The sequence below is a fragment of the Actinoallomurus sp. NBC_01490 genome (assembly GCF_036227085.1).
GTDB lineage: Bacteria > Actinomycetota > Actinomycetes > Streptosporangiales > Streptosporangiaceae > Actinoallomurus > Actinoallomurus oryzae.
Genome location: NZ_CP109433.1, coordinates 10,445,896 through 10,464,120, shown reverse-complemented (window position 1 = coordinate 10,464,120; position 18,225 = coordinate 10,445,896). Strand labels below are relative to the sequence as shown.

The 18,225-nt window shown below is 68.8% G+C and carries 17 protein-coding genes, 3 tRNA genes and 1 pseudogene; 9 read left to right on the top strand and 12 right to left on the bottom strand.

Features of this window, described 5'->3' with window-relative positions:
* Positions 1 to 24 precede the first annotated feature (24 nt).
* From OG417_RS48135 to OG417_RS48115, 5 genes are all read left to right on the top strand, one after another.
* Complete coding sequence (locus tag OG417_RS48135; protein ID WP_329244627.1) at positions 25 to 1,581, top strand: metallophosphoesterase family protein; 1,557 nt, start codon at positions 25 to 27, stop codon at positions 1,579 to 1,581.
* A 93-nt stretch (positions 1,582 to 1,674) separates the two neighbouring features.
* A tRNA-Glu gene (locus tag OG417_RS48130) sits at positions 1,675 to 1,747 on the top strand.
* A 26-nt stretch (positions 1,748 to 1,773) separates the two neighbouring features.
* Positions 1,774 to 1,848, top strand: a tRNA-Asp gene (locus OG417_RS48125).
* 24 nt (positions 1,849 to 1,872) lie between these two features.
* Positions 1,873 to 1,946 (top strand) — tRNA-Phe (locus OG417_RS48120).
* A gap of 856 nt (positions 1,947 to 2,802) precedes the next feature.
* A complete protein-coding gene (locus OG417_RS48115; RefSeq protein WP_329244624.1) occupies positions 2,803 to 2,961 on the top strand; it encodes a hypothetical protein in 159 nt (52 codons plus the stop codon).
* Positions 2,962 to 3,202: 241 nt separating this feature from the next.
* Here the strand turns inward: OG417_RS48115 and OG417_RS48110 are convergent, their stop codons facing one another.
* The 3 genes from OG417_RS48110 to OG417_RS48100 form a co-directional block, all read right to left on the bottom strand.
* Positions 3,203 to 3,493: a hypothetical protein gene (locus tag OG417_RS48110; RefSeq protein ID WP_329244621.1), complete on the bottom strand. Its 291-nt coding sequence runs from the start codon at positions 3,491 to 3,493 to the stop codon at positions 3,203 to 3,205.
* Between the two features lie 72 nt (positions 3,494 to 3,565).
* Entirely contained in the window at positions 3,566 to 4,516 is a 951-nt protein-coding gene (locus OG417_RS48105) for an amidohydrolase family protein (RefSeq protein ID WP_329244617.1), read from the bottom strand.
* A gap of 82 nt (positions 4,517 to 4,598) precedes the next feature.
* The gene (locus OG417_RS48100) at positions 4,599 to 7,202 is read right to left on the bottom strand and encodes a molybdopterin-dependent oxidoreductase (protein WP_329244614.1); all 2,604 of its coding nucleotides are present in this window, start codon (positions 7,200 to 7,202) and stop codon (positions 4,599 to 4,601) included.
* Positions 7,203 to 7,365: 163 nt separating this feature from the next.
* On the opposite strand from OG417_RS48100, the gene OG417_RS48095 reads away from it, so the two are divergent.
* The gene (locus OG417_RS48095) at positions 7,366 to 8,004 is read left to right on the top strand and encodes a TetR/AcrR family transcriptional regulator (RefSeq protein ID WP_329244611.1); all 639 of its coding nucleotides are present in this window, start codon (positions 7,366 to 7,368) and stop codon (positions 8,002 to 8,004) included.
* Positions 8,005 to 8,031: 27 nt separating this feature from the next.
* Here OG417_RS48095 and OG417_RS48090 read toward each other — a convergent pair.
* Positions 8,032 to 8,694 (bottom strand): annotated as a pseudogene (locus OG417_RS48090) (response regulator).
* Positions 8,691 to 9,809, bottom strand: coding sequence for a sensor histidine kinase (locus OG417_RS48085; RefSeq protein ID WP_329244608.1), 1,119 nt, complete (start codon positions 9,807 to 9,809; stop codon positions 8,691 to 8,693). The pseudogene OG417_RS48090 and the gene OG417_RS48085 overlap by 4 nt, the downstream one beginning before the upstream one ends.
* A gap of 324 nt (positions 9,810 to 10,133) precedes the next feature.
* Here OG417_RS48085 and OG417_RS48080 point away from each other — a divergent pair, with 324 nt between their 5' ends.
* The gene (locus tag OG417_RS48080) at positions 10,134 to 12,299 is read left to right on the top strand and encodes an MMPL family transporter (RefSeq protein WP_329244605.1); all 2,166 of its coding nucleotides are present in this window, start codon (positions 10,134 to 10,136) and stop codon (positions 12,297 to 12,299) included.
* Here the strand turns inward: OG417_RS48080 and OG417_RS48075 are convergent.
* Genes OG417_RS48075 through OG417_RS48065 form a run of 3 tightly spaced genes read right to left on the bottom strand, consistent with a single transcriptional unit; the run spans position 12,219 to position 14,597 of the window.
* Positions 12,219 to 13,487: an APC family permease gene (locus OG417_RS48075; protein ID WP_329244602.1), complete on the bottom strand. Its 1,269-nt coding sequence runs from the start codon at positions 13,485 to 13,487 to the stop codon at positions 12,219 to 12,221. The genes OG417_RS48080 and OG417_RS48075 overlap by 81 nt on opposite strands.
* Before the next feature lie 13 nt (positions 13,488 to 13,500).
* A complete protein-coding gene (locus OG417_RS48070; RefSeq protein ID WP_329244598.1) occupies positions 13,501 to 13,884 on the bottom strand; it encodes a VOC family protein in 384 nt (127 codons plus the stop codon).
* Between the two features lie 2 nt (positions 13,885 to 13,886).
* Positions 13,887 to 14,597, bottom strand: coding sequence for an arsenate reductase/protein-tyrosine-phosphatase family protein (locus OG417_RS48065; RefSeq protein WP_329244590.1), 711 nt, complete (start codon positions 14,595 to 14,597; stop codon positions 13,887 to 13,889).
* A 207-nt stretch (positions 14,598 to 14,804) separates the two neighbouring features.
* Between OG417_RS48065 and OG417_RS48060 the strand changes: the two genes are divergently transcribed.
* Positions 14,805 to 15,590 carry a DUF5995 family protein gene (locus tag OG417_RS48060; RefSeq protein WP_329244588.1) on the top strand — a complete coding sequence of 262 codons (786 nt, stop codon included), beginning with the start codon at positions 14,805 to 14,807 and terminating at the stop codon, positions 15,588 to 15,590.
* A 60-nt stretch (positions 15,591 to 15,650) separates the two neighbouring features.
* On the opposite strand, the gene OG417_RS48055 is transcribed toward OG417_RS48060, so the two are convergent.
* From OG417_RS48055 to OG417_RS48045, 3 genes are read right to left on the bottom strand one after another with little or no spacing between them, the layout of a single operon-like run.
* Complete coding sequence (locus OG417_RS48055) at positions 15,651 to 16,166, bottom strand: hypothetical protein (protein ID WP_329244585.1); 516 nt, start codon at positions 16,164 to 16,166, stop codon at positions 15,651 to 15,653.
* Positions 16,163 to 16,312: a hypothetical protein gene (locus OG417_RS48050; RefSeq protein WP_329244582.1), complete on the bottom strand. Its 150-nt coding sequence runs from the start codon at positions 16,310 to 16,312 to the stop codon at positions 16,163 to 16,165. Before OG417_RS48050 ends, OG417_RS48055 begins: the two co-directional genes overlap by 4 nt.
* Positions 16,313 to 16,329: 17 nt before the next feature.
* Complete coding sequence (locus OG417_RS48045; protein ID WP_329244580.1) at positions 16,330 to 16,632, bottom strand: VOC family protein; 303 nt, start codon at positions 16,630 to 16,632, stop codon at positions 16,330 to 16,332.
* A gap of 183 nt (positions 16,633 to 16,815) precedes the next feature.
* On the opposite strand from OG417_RS48045, the gene OG417_RS48040 reads away from it, so the two are divergent.
* Positions 16,816 to 17,493: a hypothetical protein gene (locus OG417_RS48040; RefSeq protein ID WP_329244578.1), complete on the top strand. Its 678-nt coding sequence runs from the start codon at positions 16,816 to 16,818 to the stop codon at positions 17,491 to 17,493.
* 22 nt (positions 17,494 to 17,515) lie between these two features.
* Here OG417_RS48040 and OG417_RS48035 read toward each other — a convergent pair whose 3' ends face one another.
* On the bottom strand, positions 17,516 to 18,178 hold the full coding sequence (locus tag OG417_RS48035; RefSeq protein WP_329244575.1) for an SGNH/GDSL hydrolase family protein: 663 nt from the start codon (positions 18,176 to 18,178) through the stop codon (positions 17,516 to 17,518).
* Positions 18,179 to 18,225 lie beyond the last annotated feature (47 nt).

Below are 18,225 nucleotides of genomic sequence, written 5' to 3'. Positions count from 1 at the left end.
GGTACCAACGTGTTGACCCGAGTAATGACAGAAGTCCGCCGTGTCGCGGCGATGCGGCGTGTCCGGCTCCCCGCGCGGATCACGGCGGTGGTCGCGGTGGGATTGCTGGCGGGCTGGCTCGGCATGCTGTACGGCGGTCACGCCAGCACCGACATCGGCCCCGCCGACGTCACCTTCTCCCTCCGCCCGTCCCTCTCCGGCGGCACCGTGATCGACATCCCGCCGCTGGGCACGCTCCGCCTCGACAGCCACTCCGGCCCGGTCCGCATCGACGCCCAGGTCACCCAGATCCGTCCCGAACCCGCCCAGAAGCTCATCGAGGACCCGGCCGCCGTCGACCACCTCACCTCCACGATCGGCGGTGACATTCGTCACGGCTTCATCGTCATGATCGCCAAAGCCACGCTGGCGGCGCTGGCGTGCGCCGCCCTGGCCGGCCTCGTGGTGTTCCGCACGTGGAAGCGCATGCTGTGGTCGACCCTCGCGGCCTTCAACGGCCTGCTGGTCGTCGGCATCCTGGGCGCGGTCACGTTCGACCCGCAGTCGGTCGCGGAGCCGCGCTTCACCGGGATCCTCGCCGGCGCGCCCCAGGTCGTCGGCGACGCCAAGTCCATCGTTTCCCGCTTCGGGGCGTACCGGGCCCAGCTCGCGCAGCTCATCGGGAACGTCTCACGCCTGTACGACGTGACCTCGACGCTGCCGACGTACGAGCCCGATCCGACCACCATCCGCGTCCTGCACGTCTCCGACATCCACCTCAACCCGGTGGCGTGGAGCGTGATCCGCCAGGTGACCAAGCAGTTCAAGATCCAGCTCGTCATCGACACGGGCGACCTGACCGACCACGGCTCCAAGGCGGAGGAGAAGTTCGCCAACGACATCTCCAAGCTCAAGATCCCGTACGTGTTCATCCGCGGGAACCACGACTCCACCGACACCGAACGCGCCGTACGCCGGCAGAAGAACGCGGTCGTACTGGACAACCAGGTCAAGGACGTCGGAGGCCTGCGGATCTTCGGCATCGGCGACCCGCGCTTCACCCCCGACAAGACGACACGCGGAGACGACGTGGACGCCCGCGAGATGCTCGCCATCGGCCAGGGCGCCGCCGCGCAGCTGACGGCCTCCCACCAGGCCCCGGACGTGGTGCTGGTCCATGATCCAGCCGAGGGCCAGGCGTTCGACGGCACGGCGCCCCTGGTGCTGAGCGGCCACCTGCACCAGCGCTCGACCCGCCTGCTGCCCTCGGGCACCCGCCTGTTCGTCCAGGGCTCCACGGGAGGCGCCGGCATGCGAGGCCTGGAACACGAGCAGCCGACCCCGATCGAGATGTCGGTGCTGTACTTCAACCGCGCCAGCCACCGCCTCCAGGGCTGGGACGACATACGCCTGGGCGGCCTGGGCCTGACCTCGGCCCAGATCGAACGCACCCTCGAACCCAAGCCGGACCGCCCGATCGCCCCACCACCGTCCGCCCGAACACCGTTCACCACGCCCGCCTCACCGTCAGGTTCGCGGTCGGGCTCGCCGTCGGGTTCGCCCAGGTCAGGGAGTTCCAGCGCGGCGGGACGGCCGGGGTAGGGGAATCACTTTGGTGGTTGGGGCGGTTGTCCCCTATGCTTTCGGTGTCCCCGACGGCAGGCGCCAAGGGCAACACGGCGGCCACGCCGTCGAGTCCCCATCGTCTAGCGGCCTAGGACTCCGCCCTTTCAAGGCGGCAGCGCGGGTTCGAATCCCGTTGGGGGCACGATACCCTTCGGGGTAGCAAGGCAAGGTCCTGTGGAGCAGTTAGGAGTGCTCGCCACCCTGTCAAGGTGGAGGCCGCGGGTTCAAATCCCGTCAGGACCGCTGAGGCACCACCCGGTGCCGTGCGGGCAGGTAGCTCAGTCGGTACGAGCGTCCGCCTGAAAAGCGGAAGGTCGGCGGTTCGACCCCGCCCCTGCCCACTCCCTGAGACTAGCGAAAACAGCGTCCGACCTGCGGAGACAGGTTCGGGCGCTGTTCGCGTTGTGTCCGGTTGTGTTCGGCCGTCACCGGCCCTCGGCGAAGGTCTGTGCCCAATACGTGCCCAAGCTCCTGCCGCTCAGCGCGGGCGTCGATACAGGATCGATCTGGCTCACTTAAGTGGGGCGACCGCCCGTAGACCTCGGCGCTACGGCTCTGAGGGACGGTCGTCCTGATAGTCGAGGCCGAAGTTACGGACGATCTAGTCGCAGGCCCGTGCTTGAGCTACCACGCTGTCGAGCTCTTGCACACTGAAGGATTTATTGGCCCTCCATGTCATCGGGGTTGACCAAGATTTCGTCAACGCCTGGCACGACAACGTTGATCCAGTAGCGCACCGGTGCCAGGGTCGCAGACCCTGCCCTCTCCTGCGCCGGGTCTACCGGTGTGGACGTCCAGGTTCGATCAGGACGAAAAAGTTGATCCATCCGATCACCAACACCTCAAATGTCGGAAGGCTCGGTGGAACTCGGCAGGTGAAGCCGCGCTGCGGCTAGCGCAATGGTTCGTTACGACGCCAGTTGTGCCTTCGGGGCATGGGCGGCGCCCCTTGCTCCAGAGGGCTCCATGACGCCGTCCATTGGCTATCCGAGATGTCCGCATTAAACGGGCTATACGGCCACATCGAGTGTCGAGCCGCGAAACTGTCGGCTACCGGTCTAAGCTCATCACGCTGAGGCTCTCGCGTCTTCGCCTCGTCTTCGGCCGGTGACGATCGTACCGACCGGACTGGGGGAGGTCGGTACGCGGCGGTGTCGACCCGGCACCGTTGAAGTTCCCCCAAGGTGGGAGGACCGGATGCGCAAGCATCTTTGGAAATCCTGCGGCGACGGCGGTGACGTGAGTAAGCGGCAGCGTCGCGCTCCCAGCCCGTGGTGGTGGGTCCGGATCATCATCAGTTCGCTGTTGATGATCTGGCGGACCGTCATTTGGGTGCTCACCTGGCACGATCACTAGCCGAGTGAGTGGGAGAGGGCCCAGGGTGGCCACCCTGAGCCCTCCGCGAACGGCTCGGCTCCGCGTCTTTCATCTGGGCTCGGGGTCGAGCCTCTTCTTCATGAGATCTACAGATCTTCAGGTAGGGCCATACAGATCTCTAGCTATCGAACCACTCTCAAACTCTACGATGTGCACACCGGTTTAGCGAGCGCTTCTCGAGGGCGACGTGCGACGCTCCTCATCTCCGCAGGCTTATTCACTAGCGGAAAGCCGCCTCGATGCGCCGCTTAGCTGTCTCGTCTTGGCCCTCGATGCACTTGGCGTAGACCTTGAGCAAGGCAGAGACGCTGTGGCCGGCCCAGTCGGCGACTTGGGCGGGTGGGACGCCGCCGCTGAGCCATGTGGAGACGCAGGCGTGGCGGAGGTCGTAGACGCGTCGGGCGAGGGGTGAGGCGTACTCAGCGGGGCTGAGAGCGCCTTTGCGGGCGTTGTCCCACGCACGGCGGTAGGTGATCGTCGCGAGTTCGCCGCCGCGTATGCCGGCGAACACGCGTCCTTCCGGGCCCGGGTCGAACACTGTCAGGTGCCAGCGCAGGCGACAGCATATTCGGCACCTACAGGCTCAGCGCAGGCGGAGCAGTTTGTCGGCGGTGCCATGCGCGATCTTCTCCCGCACCTCGGGCGTCAGGGTGAGGCGGTCGAACCAGTCGGCGGCGCGCCGGTTGTCCGCATACGGGTAGTCGACCGAGAAGATCAGCCGGTCATCGCCGAACGTCTCCAGGGACAACCGGAACGGGCCGTCGTAGAAGTAGCCGGCGGTGGTGATCCAGAAGTGCTCGCGGAAGTAGCCGCTGACCGGCTTAGGCAGGCCCGTAGCGGACTGGGGAAGTTTGTCGTCGATGCGGGGCAGGTGGAACGGTATGCCCTCGCCGAGATGACCGAGGATCACCCTCAGCCCGGGGAGCCGGTCGAACACCCCGCCGACGATCATGCGTACTGCGTGCAGCGACGTCTCGTAGTGCCATCCGTAGGCGCCGGTGGCCAGGAGCTGGTTGACCGGGTCCTTGAAGCCGTTGTAGTACACATCTGCGACCGCCTTCGGCGGCGGGGCGGGGTGCAGGTAGATCGGCACGTTCAGCCGGGCTGCGGTTTCCAGGATCGGGTGAAAGAACGGGTCGTCGAGGAACCGGCCGGCGATGGTGCCGTGGATCATCGCGCCGACGAAGCCCAGTTCGCCGACGGTTCGCTCCAGTTCGGCCGCGGCCGCGTCCGGGACAGTGACCGGAAGCGTGGCGAAGGCGGCGAACCGGTCCGGATGCGCGGTGACCATGTCCTGCAGTTCCTTGTTGGCCTTTACGGCGAGCGGCACCGCGGTCTCGGCGGGCAGCATCCGGGGCGTGGGCGCCACCACGGACAGCACCTGCATGTCAATGCCGGCGGCGTCCATGTCGGCCAGCCGCTCGGCGACCGGGACCCGCAGGCGGCCCTGTACCTCGGACGGCAGCCAGGACAGATCCATGGAGCTGCTCATCTCCGGGATCGTGTGGTGTTCCTCGATCGCCACGACGCGCATTAGGGCGAACCTCCTTGAGCTGGTGCGAATGCGGTGGACACGACGTACAGCGTGCGTAGTCCGCGATGCCGCAAAGCGGCCATCATGCGCGACTGACTTTTCCGTTGGGCGCGAGCGGCATCGAGCGGATCCGGGTGCCGGTGGCGGCCCGGATGGCGTTGGCCAGCGCCGGGGCCACGGCGATCAGCGGGGTTTCGCCCCCGCCGGCTGACGGCTGGTCTGGCCGGTCGATGAGGATGGCCTCCACGGGCGGGACGTCCGGCAGGCGGGGCACCCGGTACTGCGACAGGGAGGCGTTGCGGATCACGCCGTCGGCGAAGTCCACCTGCTCGAACAGGGCCCCGCCCAGGCCCATCACGGTGGCGCCCTCGACCTGGTTGGCGAGGTTGGCCGGGTCGATGACCGCGCCGCAGTCAAAGGCGGTCACCAGCCGCAGCACGTGCAGCCTGCCGTCGTCGTCCACCCGGACCTCGGCGGCGGTGGCGACCCGGCCGCCCTTTTCCCATCCGCAGGCCAGGCCGAGGCCATGGCCCGCGGGCTGCTGGTCGTGCCGGTCCCAGCCGATCCGGTCGGCGGCCCGGCGCAAGACCGTGGCCAGCCGCTCGTCGTCCAGATGGTCTAGCCGGAACACCAGCGGGTCCGCCCCGGCCAGCCGCGCCATCTCGTCCATGTGCGACTCGCGTGCGAAGCTGTTCGCGGTGGCGGCCAGCGCCCGGTAGGAGCCCTGGGGCAGCGGAGAGTCCGCGGGCTGGTAGGCAATGCGCCGGCTTGGCACCCGGTAGGGGGTGTCGATGCCGGCCCGCCCGGAGTTGATATTGGTGAACGACCAGCCGGTGAGCTGCCCGGCAGCGTCCGCGCTGGCAGCGACGTCAATGACGGCGGCGGGCCGCAGGTACCCCCAGCGGAACTCTTCCTCCCGGCTCCAGGCCACCTTGACCGGGCCGCCGGCAGCCCGCGCGAGTCTCGCCGCCTCCAGGGCCGCGGCCGCGCCGTGCTTGCCGCCGAACCCGCCGCCGTAGTCGGGCACGATGACCTGGACGGCCGCCTCGTCCAGGCCGAGGGCCTCGGCCAGCTCCCCGCGGGCCCGGAACGGGGTGGACGTGCCCGTCCAGACCGTCAACCGCCCGGATTCCCACCGGGCCAGGGCGACGCGGGGCTCGAGCGGGACGTGGGCCACGTACGCGGTCTTATAGGTGGCCTCCAGCCGGAGCGGCCCGGACGCCAGCGCCGCGTCGACGTCGCCGGCAGCGTGCCGGTACGGGGCGCTGTGGCCCTGACCCTCGGCCGGGTGAGCGCGCAGGTAGGCTTCCAGTTCCGCCGGGCCGGGCTGGGGGGTCAGCTCCCAGTCCGCCGCGATGGCCGTGACCGCCGCGCGGGCCTCGCGGGCCGTGGGCGCCACCACGCCGACGAAGTCGCCGTCGCGGACGACCTGAATGCCGGGCATGGCCTGCGCCGCGGCCAGATCCAGCCCGAGCAGCCGGGCCCCGTAGGCCGGCGCCCGCAGCACGCATCCGTGCAGCATCCCCGGCACAGCCAGGTTGGAAGGGAACCGCTTGCTCCCGGTGACCGCGGTGCCGGCCGCGGCCGACCGCGCCGGGCGCCCCGCCCGGCGCCAGGCATCCGGATCGGTGACCTGCTCATCCGCGCGGGCCTGCTCCACCCGGCGCATCCCGGTTACCAGCTCACCGAACGAGGCGCTGGGCGCCCCGTCCGGGCCGACCGCCATTCCCTCGGCCAGGGTGACGTCGGCCTCGGCCAGGCCGAATCGCTGCGCGGCGGCCTCGCGCAGCACCCGCCGCGCCGCCGCCGCCGCGCGGCACAGCAGCGGCGCCGCGTCCGGAATGGACCGGCTGCCGAACGTGCCCATGTCGAACGGGGAGACGCCGGTGTCGCCCATCAGCACCCGGACCGCCCCGGGGGGTACCCGCAGCTCCTCGGCCACCAGCAGCGACAGCGCGCCCCGGGTCCCCTGCCCGGCCTCCACCTTGCCGGTGAAGGCCGTCACCACCCCGTCCGGCCCCACGTGCAGCCAGGCCCGCGTGCTGGTGGTCAAGACACCCGGGGCCGTCTCCCGCTCGGCGACGCTGACCAGGCCCTCCGGCAGCCCGGCCAGGAACGCGTCAGGATCCGAGGCGACCAGGTCCCAGGGCCGGGTCGCGGCGCCGGCCGCGACGGCCGGCTCGGCGGCCGGGACCGGCACCGGCTCCAGCGACTCCGGCTGCTCCATCAGCTCGGCCGCCCGGTGAACCGCCGCCCGGATCCGCGGGTAGGTGCAGCACCGGCACAGGTGCCCGGCCAGTTCGGCGTCGATCCGGGCGTCGTCGGGGTGAGGGACGCGGGCCAGCAGCGCCGCGCAGCCGGTCAGCCAGCCGGGCGTACAGTAGCCACACTGCATCGCCCCGGTCTCCATCCAGGCCTGCTGCACCGGGTGGAGCAGGCCGTCCTCGGCCAGCCCTTCCACCGTCGTTACCTGGTGCCCGGCGGCCTCGCCGGCCGGGGTGGTGCACGCCGTCACGGCCCGGCGGCCCAGCAGCACCGTGCAGGCCCCGCACATCCCCTCGCCGCAGCCCAGCTTGGGTCCGGTGATGCCCAGCTCCTCGCGGAGCACCTCGAGCAGGCTGCGCTCCGGCCCTGCGGCCACCTCGCGGGCGACGCCATTAACGGTCACCGTGAACCCTGGTTCCATGGTGCTCCTGTCCATCTGTGATTCGCCGCAGGCGCCACCTGCGGCGTCCTCTGCGCTCAGCGCCGGCGCCGAGCGTCCACGAGTTCGCACCGAACGAATCTAGACGCTACGATACAGTATCGAAACTATTCCGTAGCGGTGGCGGTACGGCGAGGAGGCCGGCATGAGCCGGACCCACGGGGTCGGCGACACGAGCAAGGCTCGCGGTCGTGGCGGCCGTTACCTGGACAGCTCACGGGACCTGGCCCTGCGGGAGGCGGCGCTCGCCGTGCTCGCCGAGGTGGGCTACGACCGCCTGACCATGGATGCCGTGGCCGCCCGGGCCGGCGCGGCCAAGACCACGATCTACCGGCGATGGCGGGACAAGGCCGACCTCGTCGTCGACGCGCTCAACAGTCTCAAGGGCGTCCCCGACGTCCCGGACACCGGATCACTGCGGCAGGACCTGCGCGCCTTGGCCGAATCCATCACCAGCGCGGAGAGCCGGTTCGGCGCCCGGGTGACGACCGGCATGGTCAGCGCCCTGGCCCGCGACGCCGGACTGCGGCGGGTCTTCTGGGAGAACTTCCTCGCGCCACGGATGGCAGCCTTCCGGACGGTGTTCGAGCGAGCTGAGGCCCGCGGTGAGATGCCCGAAGGCCACGACCTGGACCTGCTGGCCGGCCTGTTCCCCGCGCTCGTCCTCCAGCGGCTGCTGATGCCCGGCGAGCCACCCGATACCCGGTTCGCCGGCCAGATCATGGACGAGGTCGTCTACCCCCTGGCCACAGCACCAGCCGCACCCGCCGGCCCTGGCCGCTGAGCGACGTGGCATGGGGGCCCGTCGATGTCAGCGGTTTCGAGGGGCTACCAGGCCGGATTCGTAGGCGAAGACGACCAGCTGAGCGCGGTCGCGGGCATGGAGCTTGATCATGGCCCGGTTGATATGGGTTTTCGCGGTCATTGGACTGATCACCATGCGGTCGGCGATCTGGTTGTTGGACAGGCCCTGCGCGGCCAAGACGACGGCCTCGCGTTCGCGGTTGGTCAGGTCCTGCAGCCCGGTGCCGACTTCCGTGTTGAGCGGCAGTTCGACTTACCGGCTGATCAGCATTTTGGTGATCGACGGTGCGAGCAGGGCGTCGCCGCGTGCGGCGACGCGTACGGAATGAAGGAAGTCTTCTGGCTCGATGTCTTTGACCAGGAATCCGCCGGCGCCCGCGCGTAGTGCGTTGAAGACGTACTCCTCAAAGCCGTAGTTGGTCAGGATGACGACATGCACCCCGGCCAGAGCCGGGTCTGCGGCGATGCGGCGGGTCGCCTCCAGGCCGTCCATGACCGGCATCTGGATGTCGATGAGCGCGATATCGGGCAAGTGCTCCTTGATGAGCGCCAGGCTCTCCTCGCCGTTGCCGGCCTCGGCCACCACTTCGATGTCGTCCTCCGCATCGAGCATCGCCCGGAATCCCCTCCGAAGGAGCGGCTGATCGTCGGCCAGCAGGACACGGATCATGACGGTCGGCCGACGGGGAACTCGGCCTGGACCCTGAAGCCGCCCTCGCTACGCGGTTCCGCGCGCAGACGGCCGCCGAGCGCGGTGACTCGCTCACGCATCCCGAGCAGCCCGATCCCGGGCGTCGGGGCGGTGCCCGGCATGGCGTTGCCGTCGTCATCGACCCGTACGGCAAGGGTGTCCGGTCGGTAGTCGATCTGGATCGAGGCCGTCGTGGCGGCAGCGTGACGGGCGGTGTTGGTGAGCGACTCCTGAACGATCCGATAGGCGGCCTGATCCACTGCGGCGGGCACGTCGTGTCGTTGTCCTTCGATCGTCAGTGTCGTGCTCAGGCCCATCCCACGGGCCCGTTCCATCAGGTCCGGGACGTGATCGAGCCCATGCGACGGCGTCTCGGCGTCGTCGCGCAGCGTCTTCAGGGTCATGCGTAGTTCCCGGGTCGCCTCCCGGCCGGCCTCCTGGATCGCCAGCAGGGCCTCCGGCACGTCTTCGCCACGCTTGCGGGCCAGGTGGACGGCGGCGCCGGACTGCACCCTGATGATCGAGATGTGGTGAGTGAGTGAATCGTGGAGTTCCCGCGCGATGTGCAGCCGCTCCTCGCTGGCGCGATGTCGAGCGGTCTCCTCCCGGGTGCGTTCGGCTTCGTCGGCACGCTTCTCGGCCTGCCGCAGTGCTTCACCAGCGGCAGCGGCGGCGATCAGCCAGGCCAGCCCGAGGGCGTTTCGGGCCTGGGCGAGCGCCTCGCTCACGGTCCTGTCGAGTGGGGAGGCCAGTATCGCGAGCGGGAGAGTGACCAGCATGGTCGCGCTCGCCGCCGCCGTGATCTTGCGGTGCCCGGCCCGCACGGCGGCGTATACCGCGAACAGGAACGCGACGGTGGGTACCTCGAAACCGGCAGCCTGCCAGCTCAACGCGCACAGCCCGGTGACGGCCAGGACGGGAATCGGAGCGCGGTTGGACACTGCCAGCGCCAGGCCGCTGGTCACAATCAGCGCATAGCCGAGTAGATCGAGATCCGTGCCGGGGTGATGTCCGGCCAGGCCGGTGACCAGTTGGATCGCCGTCACGCAGACGGCGATCGCCCCGTCTCTGACGCTGGCCCGATCTGTGCCCATGTGCGCACCTTAGCCAGGTCTTGCCGCGTGCGATTCCTGCTGGCGGACGAACGGTCATCTACCGCGCACGCAGTACGTTCACCGCACCTGCGGCTCCCGCGGTATCAGGGTGCGTCATTAACCGTAGCGCGGATTGCCTGCGTTCGGGGGACGACCGGAATTGCGGTCGACAGGCAAAATCGGGCCCTACTCCCGCATTTCAGTCTGCTTTGTGAAAGTGCAGAAAGGCTCGAGGAGAAGATGATGGCAACCGAGACTCCCCGTACGGGTGGAGTTCTGGCGAGGCTGGCCCGATTCTGTTACCGTCGCCGCCGCTTGGTCCTCATGACCTGGATCATCGGCGTGATCGTCGTGGCGTTTGTCGGCTTCGGCTATGGTGCCGCCTCCGACAACGACTTTTCCGGCGGAGACTCCGGATCCGCCAAGGCGCAGGGGCTGATCGAGAAGCACTTTCCCGAGCAGCAAGGGGATACGCTGACTCTCGCGATCAAGGCAGAAAAGGGGATCGATGACCCCGCGACCCGGCGCAGGATCGAGAAGGTCATCGCCGATCTGGCCGCCTCATCTATCACGGGACCGGTGACCTCGCCTTATCAGGACGAAAGTCTGGTGACGAAGGACCGCCGTATCGCCCGTACGACCATCCCGCTGACCAAGAAAGAGGCGACGAAGGCCGAGGTCAAGCCCCTGGTGGCCGCGGTCAAGGACGCCTCCGGTGACGGCGTGACGCTGGGGCTGGGCGGGGAGAGAGCAGAAAAGGCGGAGACCCCCAGTCCGGGTCCGGCCGAGAGCGTGGGTGTTCTGGCGGCAGCGGTGATCTTGTTCATCGCCTTCGGGTCACTGGTGGCGATGGGCTTGCCGATCGTGACCGCGCTCCTGTCGATCCTCGGCGGCATCGGCCTGATGAAGCTGGTGGGGTACGTGTTTCCCTCGCCGGACTTCACGGTGATCCTCGCCGCCATGGTCGGGCTCGGCGTCGGCATCGACTACGCACTGTTCATCGTGACCCGCTACAAGGACAGCCTGCAGGGCGGCGACGAGCCTGAGAGCGCCGCTGTCAAGGCCATCACGACGGCCGGTCGTGCGGTGCTGTTCGCCGGCACGACCGTCGTGATCGCGTTGCTGGGCCTGGTCGTCATGGGACAGCGGCTGATGACCGGAGTTGCCATCGCCACGTCGGTGATCGTGCTCGTGGCGATGATCGCCGCGGTGACCCTGCTGCCGGCGTTCCTGGGCTTCACCGGCCGCAAGATCAGCTTGCTGCGTCTGCCCCGTCGCACGTCCCGCCGGCAGGGGGCCGGCAGTGTCCCGTCCGGGGAGCGTCGCACTCCCGCAGAGCGCTGGGCCGCCGTGGTGCAGCGCAGGCCGCTGGTCGCCGCGATATCGGCCGGCGTGGTCCTGTTGGTGCTGGCCGCCCCCACGCTGTCGATGCGGCTGAGCCTGCCCGACGCCAGTGTCCAGCCCCACGACAGGAGCAGCTACACCTCATACAAGATCGTCTCCGAGGGCTTCGGTCCCGGCTACGGCGCTCCATTGATCTTCGCCACCCGACTCGGCTCCAAGGACGCCGATCTACGTCCCCTCGTCGGAGCGGTCAGCAAGACCAAGGGCATCGCTTACGTCACCCAGCCTCGCGTCAGCAAGGACGGACAGGCCGCGACCTTCATGGCCTTCCCCAAGACCGGCTACCAGGATGCGGCGACCACGGACCTGGTGCACCGGCTCCGCGACGATGTGCTGCCCAAGGCCCCCGGCGGCGCAGGGGTCTACGTCGGCGGCCCGAACGCTGGCACGATCGACTACGCCGACGAGGTCGGCTCGCGCCTGCCCTTGATGATCGCGGTCGTCATCGCGCTGTCCCTGGTGCTGTTGATCGCGTTGGTCCGGTCGGTCACGATCGCGTTGCAGGCCGCCGTGATGAACCTGCTGTCGATCGGCGCCGCCTACGGCGTGATCGTCGCGGTCGTGCAGTGGGGGTGGCTGGGCTCGGCCCTCGGTTTCCCGACCGCCATGCCGATCACGACCTGGGTGCCGATGATGATGTTCCCGGTCCTGTTCGGCCTGTCCATGGACTACGAGGTCTTCCTGATCTCACGGGTCCGCGAGGAGTACGAGCGCACCGGCGACACCCGGATGGCCGTCACTCGCGGGCTGGCGCGGACCGCCAAGGTCATCACGGCCGCGGCCGCCATCATGATCGCCGTCTTCACGACCTCCCTGCTCGGTCCCGACGTCGCGGTCAAGCAGGGGGGTCTGGGCATGGCCGTCGCGGTGCTCGTCGACGCCTCCATCGTCCGGATGGTCCTCGTTCCCGCGGTGATGGAACTGTGCGGCAAGGCCAACTGGTGGATGCCCGGACGCCGGACACCGAACGCGACCTCGACCGCACAGGCCGTGAGCCCCGTCGGGTCATGCGGCCGGTCTCAGCCCGGCGCGTATGCCGTACGCGGCGGCGCCGAGGGCCAGCACCCCGGCCCCGGCGATCACTGATGAGACGGGGAGGGTGAACGCCAGCAGCAGGCATCCGCCCAGGCCGAGCACGGGAACGACCCGGGGCGGGCGCCTCTCGGCTGCGGTCAGGGTCCAGGCGGAGGCGTTGGCGATGGCGTAGTAGACCAGGACCGCGAACGAGGAGAAACCGATCGCTCCCCGAACGTCGACGGTGGCGGCCAGGACAACGACGACGACGCCCACCGCCAGTTGCGCGTGGTGCGGGACGCCGTACCGGGGATGGACCGCGGCCAGGGCGTGCGGCAGGTGCCGGTCCCGTGTCATCGCCAAGGTGGTGCGTGAGACACCGAGGATCAGCGCCAGCAGCGAGCCGAGCGCCGAAATGGCGGCGCCGACGCGCACGACCGGGACCAGCCCTGGCACTCCGGCGGTGCGTACGGCGTCCGCCAGCGGCGCGGTGACGCCGGCCAGCCTCGCCGGGCCCAGCGCCATCAGCACCGCGACGGCCACGGCCGCGTAGATGATCAAGGTGATCGCCAGCGCCAGCGGGATCGCCCGCGGGATCGTACGGTCCGGGTCCCGCACCTCCTCACCCAAGGTGGCGATCCGCGCGTATCCGGCGAAGGCAAAGAACAACAGCCCGGCCGCCCGTAGGACACCCCATCCGGGCGCCTCCCCACTCAGCTCCAGGCGGGCAACGTCGGCGCCCTGACCGGTCAGGCAGACCGCCACCACCACGGCGAGCGCGGCCACCACAACGATGACGATCACCCAGGTCAGTCCGGCGCTCTTTTTGACACCGACATAGTTGACGGCCGTCAGCACCACCACGGCGGCGACCGCGACCACCCGGGCATGGCCTGGCCAGGCGTAGGCACCCACGGTCAGCGCCATCGCCGCGCACGATGCCGTCTTTCCGACCACGAACCCCCACCCGGCCAGGTAGCCCCAGAATCCGCCCAGCCGCTCCCGCCCGTAGACATACGTTCCGCCGGAGGCGGGATAACGGGCGGCCAACCGCGCCGAAGACGTGGCGTTGCAGTACGCGACCACTGCCGCGATCGCGAGGGCGGGCAACACCCACGACGACGCCGCTGACGCGGCCGGAGCGAGCGCGGCGAAGATCCCCGCCCCGATCATTGAGCCGAGGCCGATGACCACGGCATCGCTCAGTCCGAGGCGTCGTTGCAGGCGTCCCGGATCGTTCGTGGTCGCTTGCCGTGTCATGGGCCGATCCTCGTCAGCGGGCGGCGGGCTGGAAGAGTTCGACGACGTTGCCGGACGGGTCCAGGAGCAGGATCTGTGACCCGCCTGGCCCGGTGACGATGTCGTTGCGGAAGGAGAGCCCGGCCGTGCGCAGCCTGTCCACCTCGGCCGCCAGGTCATCGACGATCAGGTGGATACGGTTCCAGCCGCCCGGACCGGGCCTGGTGCCGTCGGGCATGGGCCGTCCAGCCGATGACTTCGGCCCGCCCAGCAGCAGCCGCAGCCTGCCGCGGGTGACGTCGGCGAACGCGGGCGCCGCTGATGAGCGCAGCTCGAATCCCAGGTGAGTGGTGTAGAAGTCGACGGCTTCCTGAACGTCGTCGACCATGTAGCGGACGTTGACCATCTCGTCGGACATCGTCAGTCCTCCCTTGACAGGTGGTGGAGCAGGAAGCGGACGCGCGTCTCAAGTTCCGCGGCGGTTCGCTCGAACGCCGGATACTCGCCCTCGGCCGCCGGGTCGGGAATGCTCCAGTGGATCAGCTCTGGTGGACCGGGAAAGTCGGGGCAGACCTCGCGAACCCGATCACACAGGCTGATCACGGCGTCGAAGTCCTGGTCGGTGAACTCGCTCAGATGCTGGACCCGCTGGCCGGAGATGTCGATATCGAACCGCTCGCGCATCACCTGTACGGCGTCCGGGTGCAGACGCTTGGGATGGCTGCCCGCGCTGAAGACCTCTACCGCCTCCCCGCCGCGATGTCGGAGTAGGGCCTCGGCGATCTGAGAACGCGCGCTGTTCCCCGTGCACAGGAACAGCACGCGAGCCGCGGGCGAGACCTGCGGCGTACGAAGAGGCGGGGCCGGCCGTAGACCCGGATGAAGCGCTGCTGCGGCATCGGCGAGCAAGTCCCCACAGCGCGCCAGGTCGATCCGGTAATAGGTATCTCGCCGGTCGGCTGAGCTACGCCGCATCGCCACCAGACCACCAGCCCGCAACCGGGCGAGATGGTACGAAACCAGGCTCTGCGGCTGGCCGACCAAACGGGTCAGCTCGCGCACCTGCCGGTCACTTCTCGCCAGTTCACCGAGCAGCCGCCACCGCAGCTCGTGGCCCGCCAGGGCCAACACGTCGGGAGGCTTCCCATCCACAGCCGAGACGATACATCAAACTAATTTGATCGAACTACGGTCAGCGAGGCCATCGACAGACCTGCCACAACGCTTCACCGGCTCGCACCGCCTCCGCGGCCGGCGGTACGGACTCGCACGTACCGCCGCCAACCGGTGTACTGCCTGGCGCGTCCTCTCGAGGGGGGCGCGAGAGGGGAGTTGGGCGTGGCGGCAGAGAACATCGACGATGTCGTGGACGGGCTTGCCGGGATCGTGCGGGAGGCCGGCCGCGCCGGTGACCGGGTCGGGTACTTCGCGGCGCTTTACCGACAGGTGACCGTTGAGGTCCGTACGGCCGTTCACGGTGGGCTGTTCGACGATGGCGCCAGAATGGACCGTTTCGATACGCACTTCGGCAACCGCTACTTCGACGCGTACGACGCCTGGCGGCGTGATCAGAGCGGGCCGCGTTGTTGGCGCGAGGCGTTCGGACTGCTCGACGACCCCGACACCATCATCGTCCAGCACCTGATACTCGGTGTGAACGCGCACATCAACCTCGACCTGGCCGTCGCCGCTGCGCGGACCAGTCCAGGCGAGGCCATCCATGCGTTGCGACGCGACTTTCTACTGATCAACGGCATCCTTGCGCGGGTGGTGGTGGCAATGCAGGACTCGGTCGACGCCCTGTCGCCATTCATGTCGCTGCTGGATCGGGTCGGAGCCCGCACCGACGAGCGGATCCTCGACTTCAGTGTCCGTCAGTCCCGCGAGGAGGCGTGGTACAACGCCGTCCTGCTCGCCGGTCAGAACGAGGAGGAGCGCGAGGCCACCATCCAGCGGCTCGACGTTCGGGCCGCCGTGCTCGCACGGTTGATAGCGCGACCGGGCAGCCTCGTCCGGCCGGCCCTGGAGCTGATCCGAAGCACTGAGAATGATGACGTGCCGGCCGTCATCAATCATCTGGACAACGCCATGGAGCGACCCTCCGCCCGGCAGGAGACGGGGTGACGATCGGCGGATCGACCGTTACGCCCGCTGTGATCAGGTCCGGTGTAGGCGCACAAAGGATCATCGGTGGGCGGGTTTTCCGTAGAGGGAGACCCTGTCGTCGCGCTCGAAGTCGAATTTCCGGCCGAGGAACAGGTCGGCTCGAGGTGGCTCACGTGCGATGTTGATCGTCCAGTCGTCGTAGGTCCATTCCATCGAGTAGCCAGAGAGTCTGAAGTTCGCCTGGTATCGCGCGCTCTGGCCGGGTTCAAGGGTGCATATGTGGACTATGCGTCGACTGATCGGGTAGGACGCCCAGACCGGTCGGCGTTCAACTCGGATTGCGCCGTCCGGTTCGCGCTTCAGACGCAGCCAGTCCACCTCGGAAAGGTCGTCGTGGATGCGGAAGTCCTCGGATCGGGCATATCCGTCGGCCTCGCGCATCAAGACCTCGTGCACCAGCACCTGGCCGCTCCCACCGCGCGGGAACGGGAATGCGTTCGGAAGCCGGCCCCGCGCGGTCGCCTCAACCGCACCCCTGCCACGCGCGGTCCAGACGATGCGAACCCGCTGGACGACCAACACGGAATCGATCATGCCACCCCCGCGGTCTCCAGGGCTTGGCGCATGACCTTCGAGCCTTGTTCGACGAACTCGGCGATCGGGGTGGCGAGAGTGGCGGGGAGGACGTCGGTGTGCCAGACGAACCTGGTCCGCCCGTCGGTTTCCGCCAGAGCCTGCATCGAGGTGGTACTCCCGGTCAGGCCGCGGCGATGCAGAAAGGGTGTCCTTCGGGGTCGGCGAGGACCGTCCAGCGGCCTTCGCCGGGCTGGAAGTCAGGCTTGGTCGCGCCCAAGGCCAGCAGTTCCTTGGTCATGGCGTCGAGGTCGGCGGCCGTGAAATCGAGGTGGGCGTGCTTGGCGGCGTCCGGCCATCGCGGCCCCTGGTATCCATCGACCCGCTGGAAAGCGAGCTGGATGGGTCCTTCCCCCAGGTAGGCGGAATCGCCGTCGCTGTGGGTGATCTGCCATCCGGTGATGGTCTGGTAGAACTCGGCGAGCACGGTGACATGCCGGCCGCCCATCACCCGAACACGGCGGCATCGCGGGCCGGTACGCCGGGCGTCCCGTCGGCAGGACGGTCAGCGCCGCGCTCGGATCACCGGCGTGAACCCCGCCCGATCCACGACGAACGTGCGCCATCTCGCCAGGTCGGCATCGAACGCGGAGTACTAGGCTCGGCGGCCGTGACGGTTTTGATCACCGTGTGGGGAGCATCTCCGGGCGTGGGCAAGTCGACGCTGTGTGGCGGACTGTCCCGTTGGCTGGCCGATGCGGGACTGCGGGTGGACCACTTCCGCGAGGAGGAGGTCCTGACCAGGCCGCAGTTCGCTGCGGTGGCCGAGGCTTTCACAGCGACCGGTGCCGTCGACGTAGAGACGTTGATCGCGTCAACGGCCAAGTTCGTTGATTCGGTTCTGGCGAGTGGCGATGACGTGGTGATCGCGGACGCCCTGGTGCCGTTCGTGCCGACGTTGCTGGCCATGGGGCACGGTGAAGAGACGATCGACGCGTTCATGGCCGACCTCACGGAGGTGCTCGCACCGGTCTGTCCCGTCATGGTCTTCCTCGACGGAAATGCCGAGGTCGCACTGTCCCGAGCCGCGAGAAGGGATGGGGAGCAGTGGCTGGACTGGTATGTCAGAAAGCTCGCCAGGTACGAGGTGAGCCCCCCGGTGACAGACGTCCCGTCGGCGGTGAGGTATCTGTTGCGCGAGCGTGCGGTGACGCTTGGCGCAGTCGGCCGGAAGGACTGGGGCCTCGTGGTGATCGAGCGAGCCGATGAACTGCCCCAGGATGAGGTGCTGAGAGTCGCGCAGCAGGGCCTGATGCCGTGGCTGGGCAGCACCGTCACACCCGGATAGGGCGGGAAGCTCGTCTCGGTGGTCACGTGACCAGGCGCAGCCAGGCCGCCGCGAGTGCGGCGTGACCGGCCGGCGTCGGGTGCACGCCGTCCGCGGCCCAGTACTCCGGCCCGGTCGTCGCGGCCAGCTCGGCGAACATGCCGTCGGCGGCGAGCAGGTGCGCGCCGTACTCGCGGGCGAGCTCGCGCACGACCTGGATCTTCGGGTCCAGGTCGGCCCGCCACTCCTTCCGGACCTCGACGCCGAGGTTCGCGTCGCCGACCTCGGCAGGGCCGCGGACCGGCAGGAGGAACGGCTCGATGAGGATCAGATCGACACCTGCCTCGGCGAGGGGCGCGAGCAGGCGGTCGTAACCTGCCGCATAGTCCTCCGCGGGGATCACGTAGCCGTCCGGGGCGTACGTGTGCCAGCCGACGTCGTTGATGCCGACGAGGATCGACACCACGTCCGGACGCGCGTCGAGCACGTCCGCCTGCCACCGGGGTTCGAGGTCCATCACCTTGTTGCCCCCGATCCCGGAGTTCAGCCAGGTCACGGCCCGCTCCGGGTGCCGGAGTCCCCACTCGCCCGCGATGCGCAGCGGGTAGCCGAACCCGAGGCCGTGTTCGCTCTCCAGCCGTTGGCAGTCGGTGATCGAATCGCCGGTGAACATCACGGTGCTTCCCGGTCGGAGGGTGATCGTCATATGCGCTCCTGGAACTCGGTTGAGGAGAGGAAAGGTTCGTGTTCGCG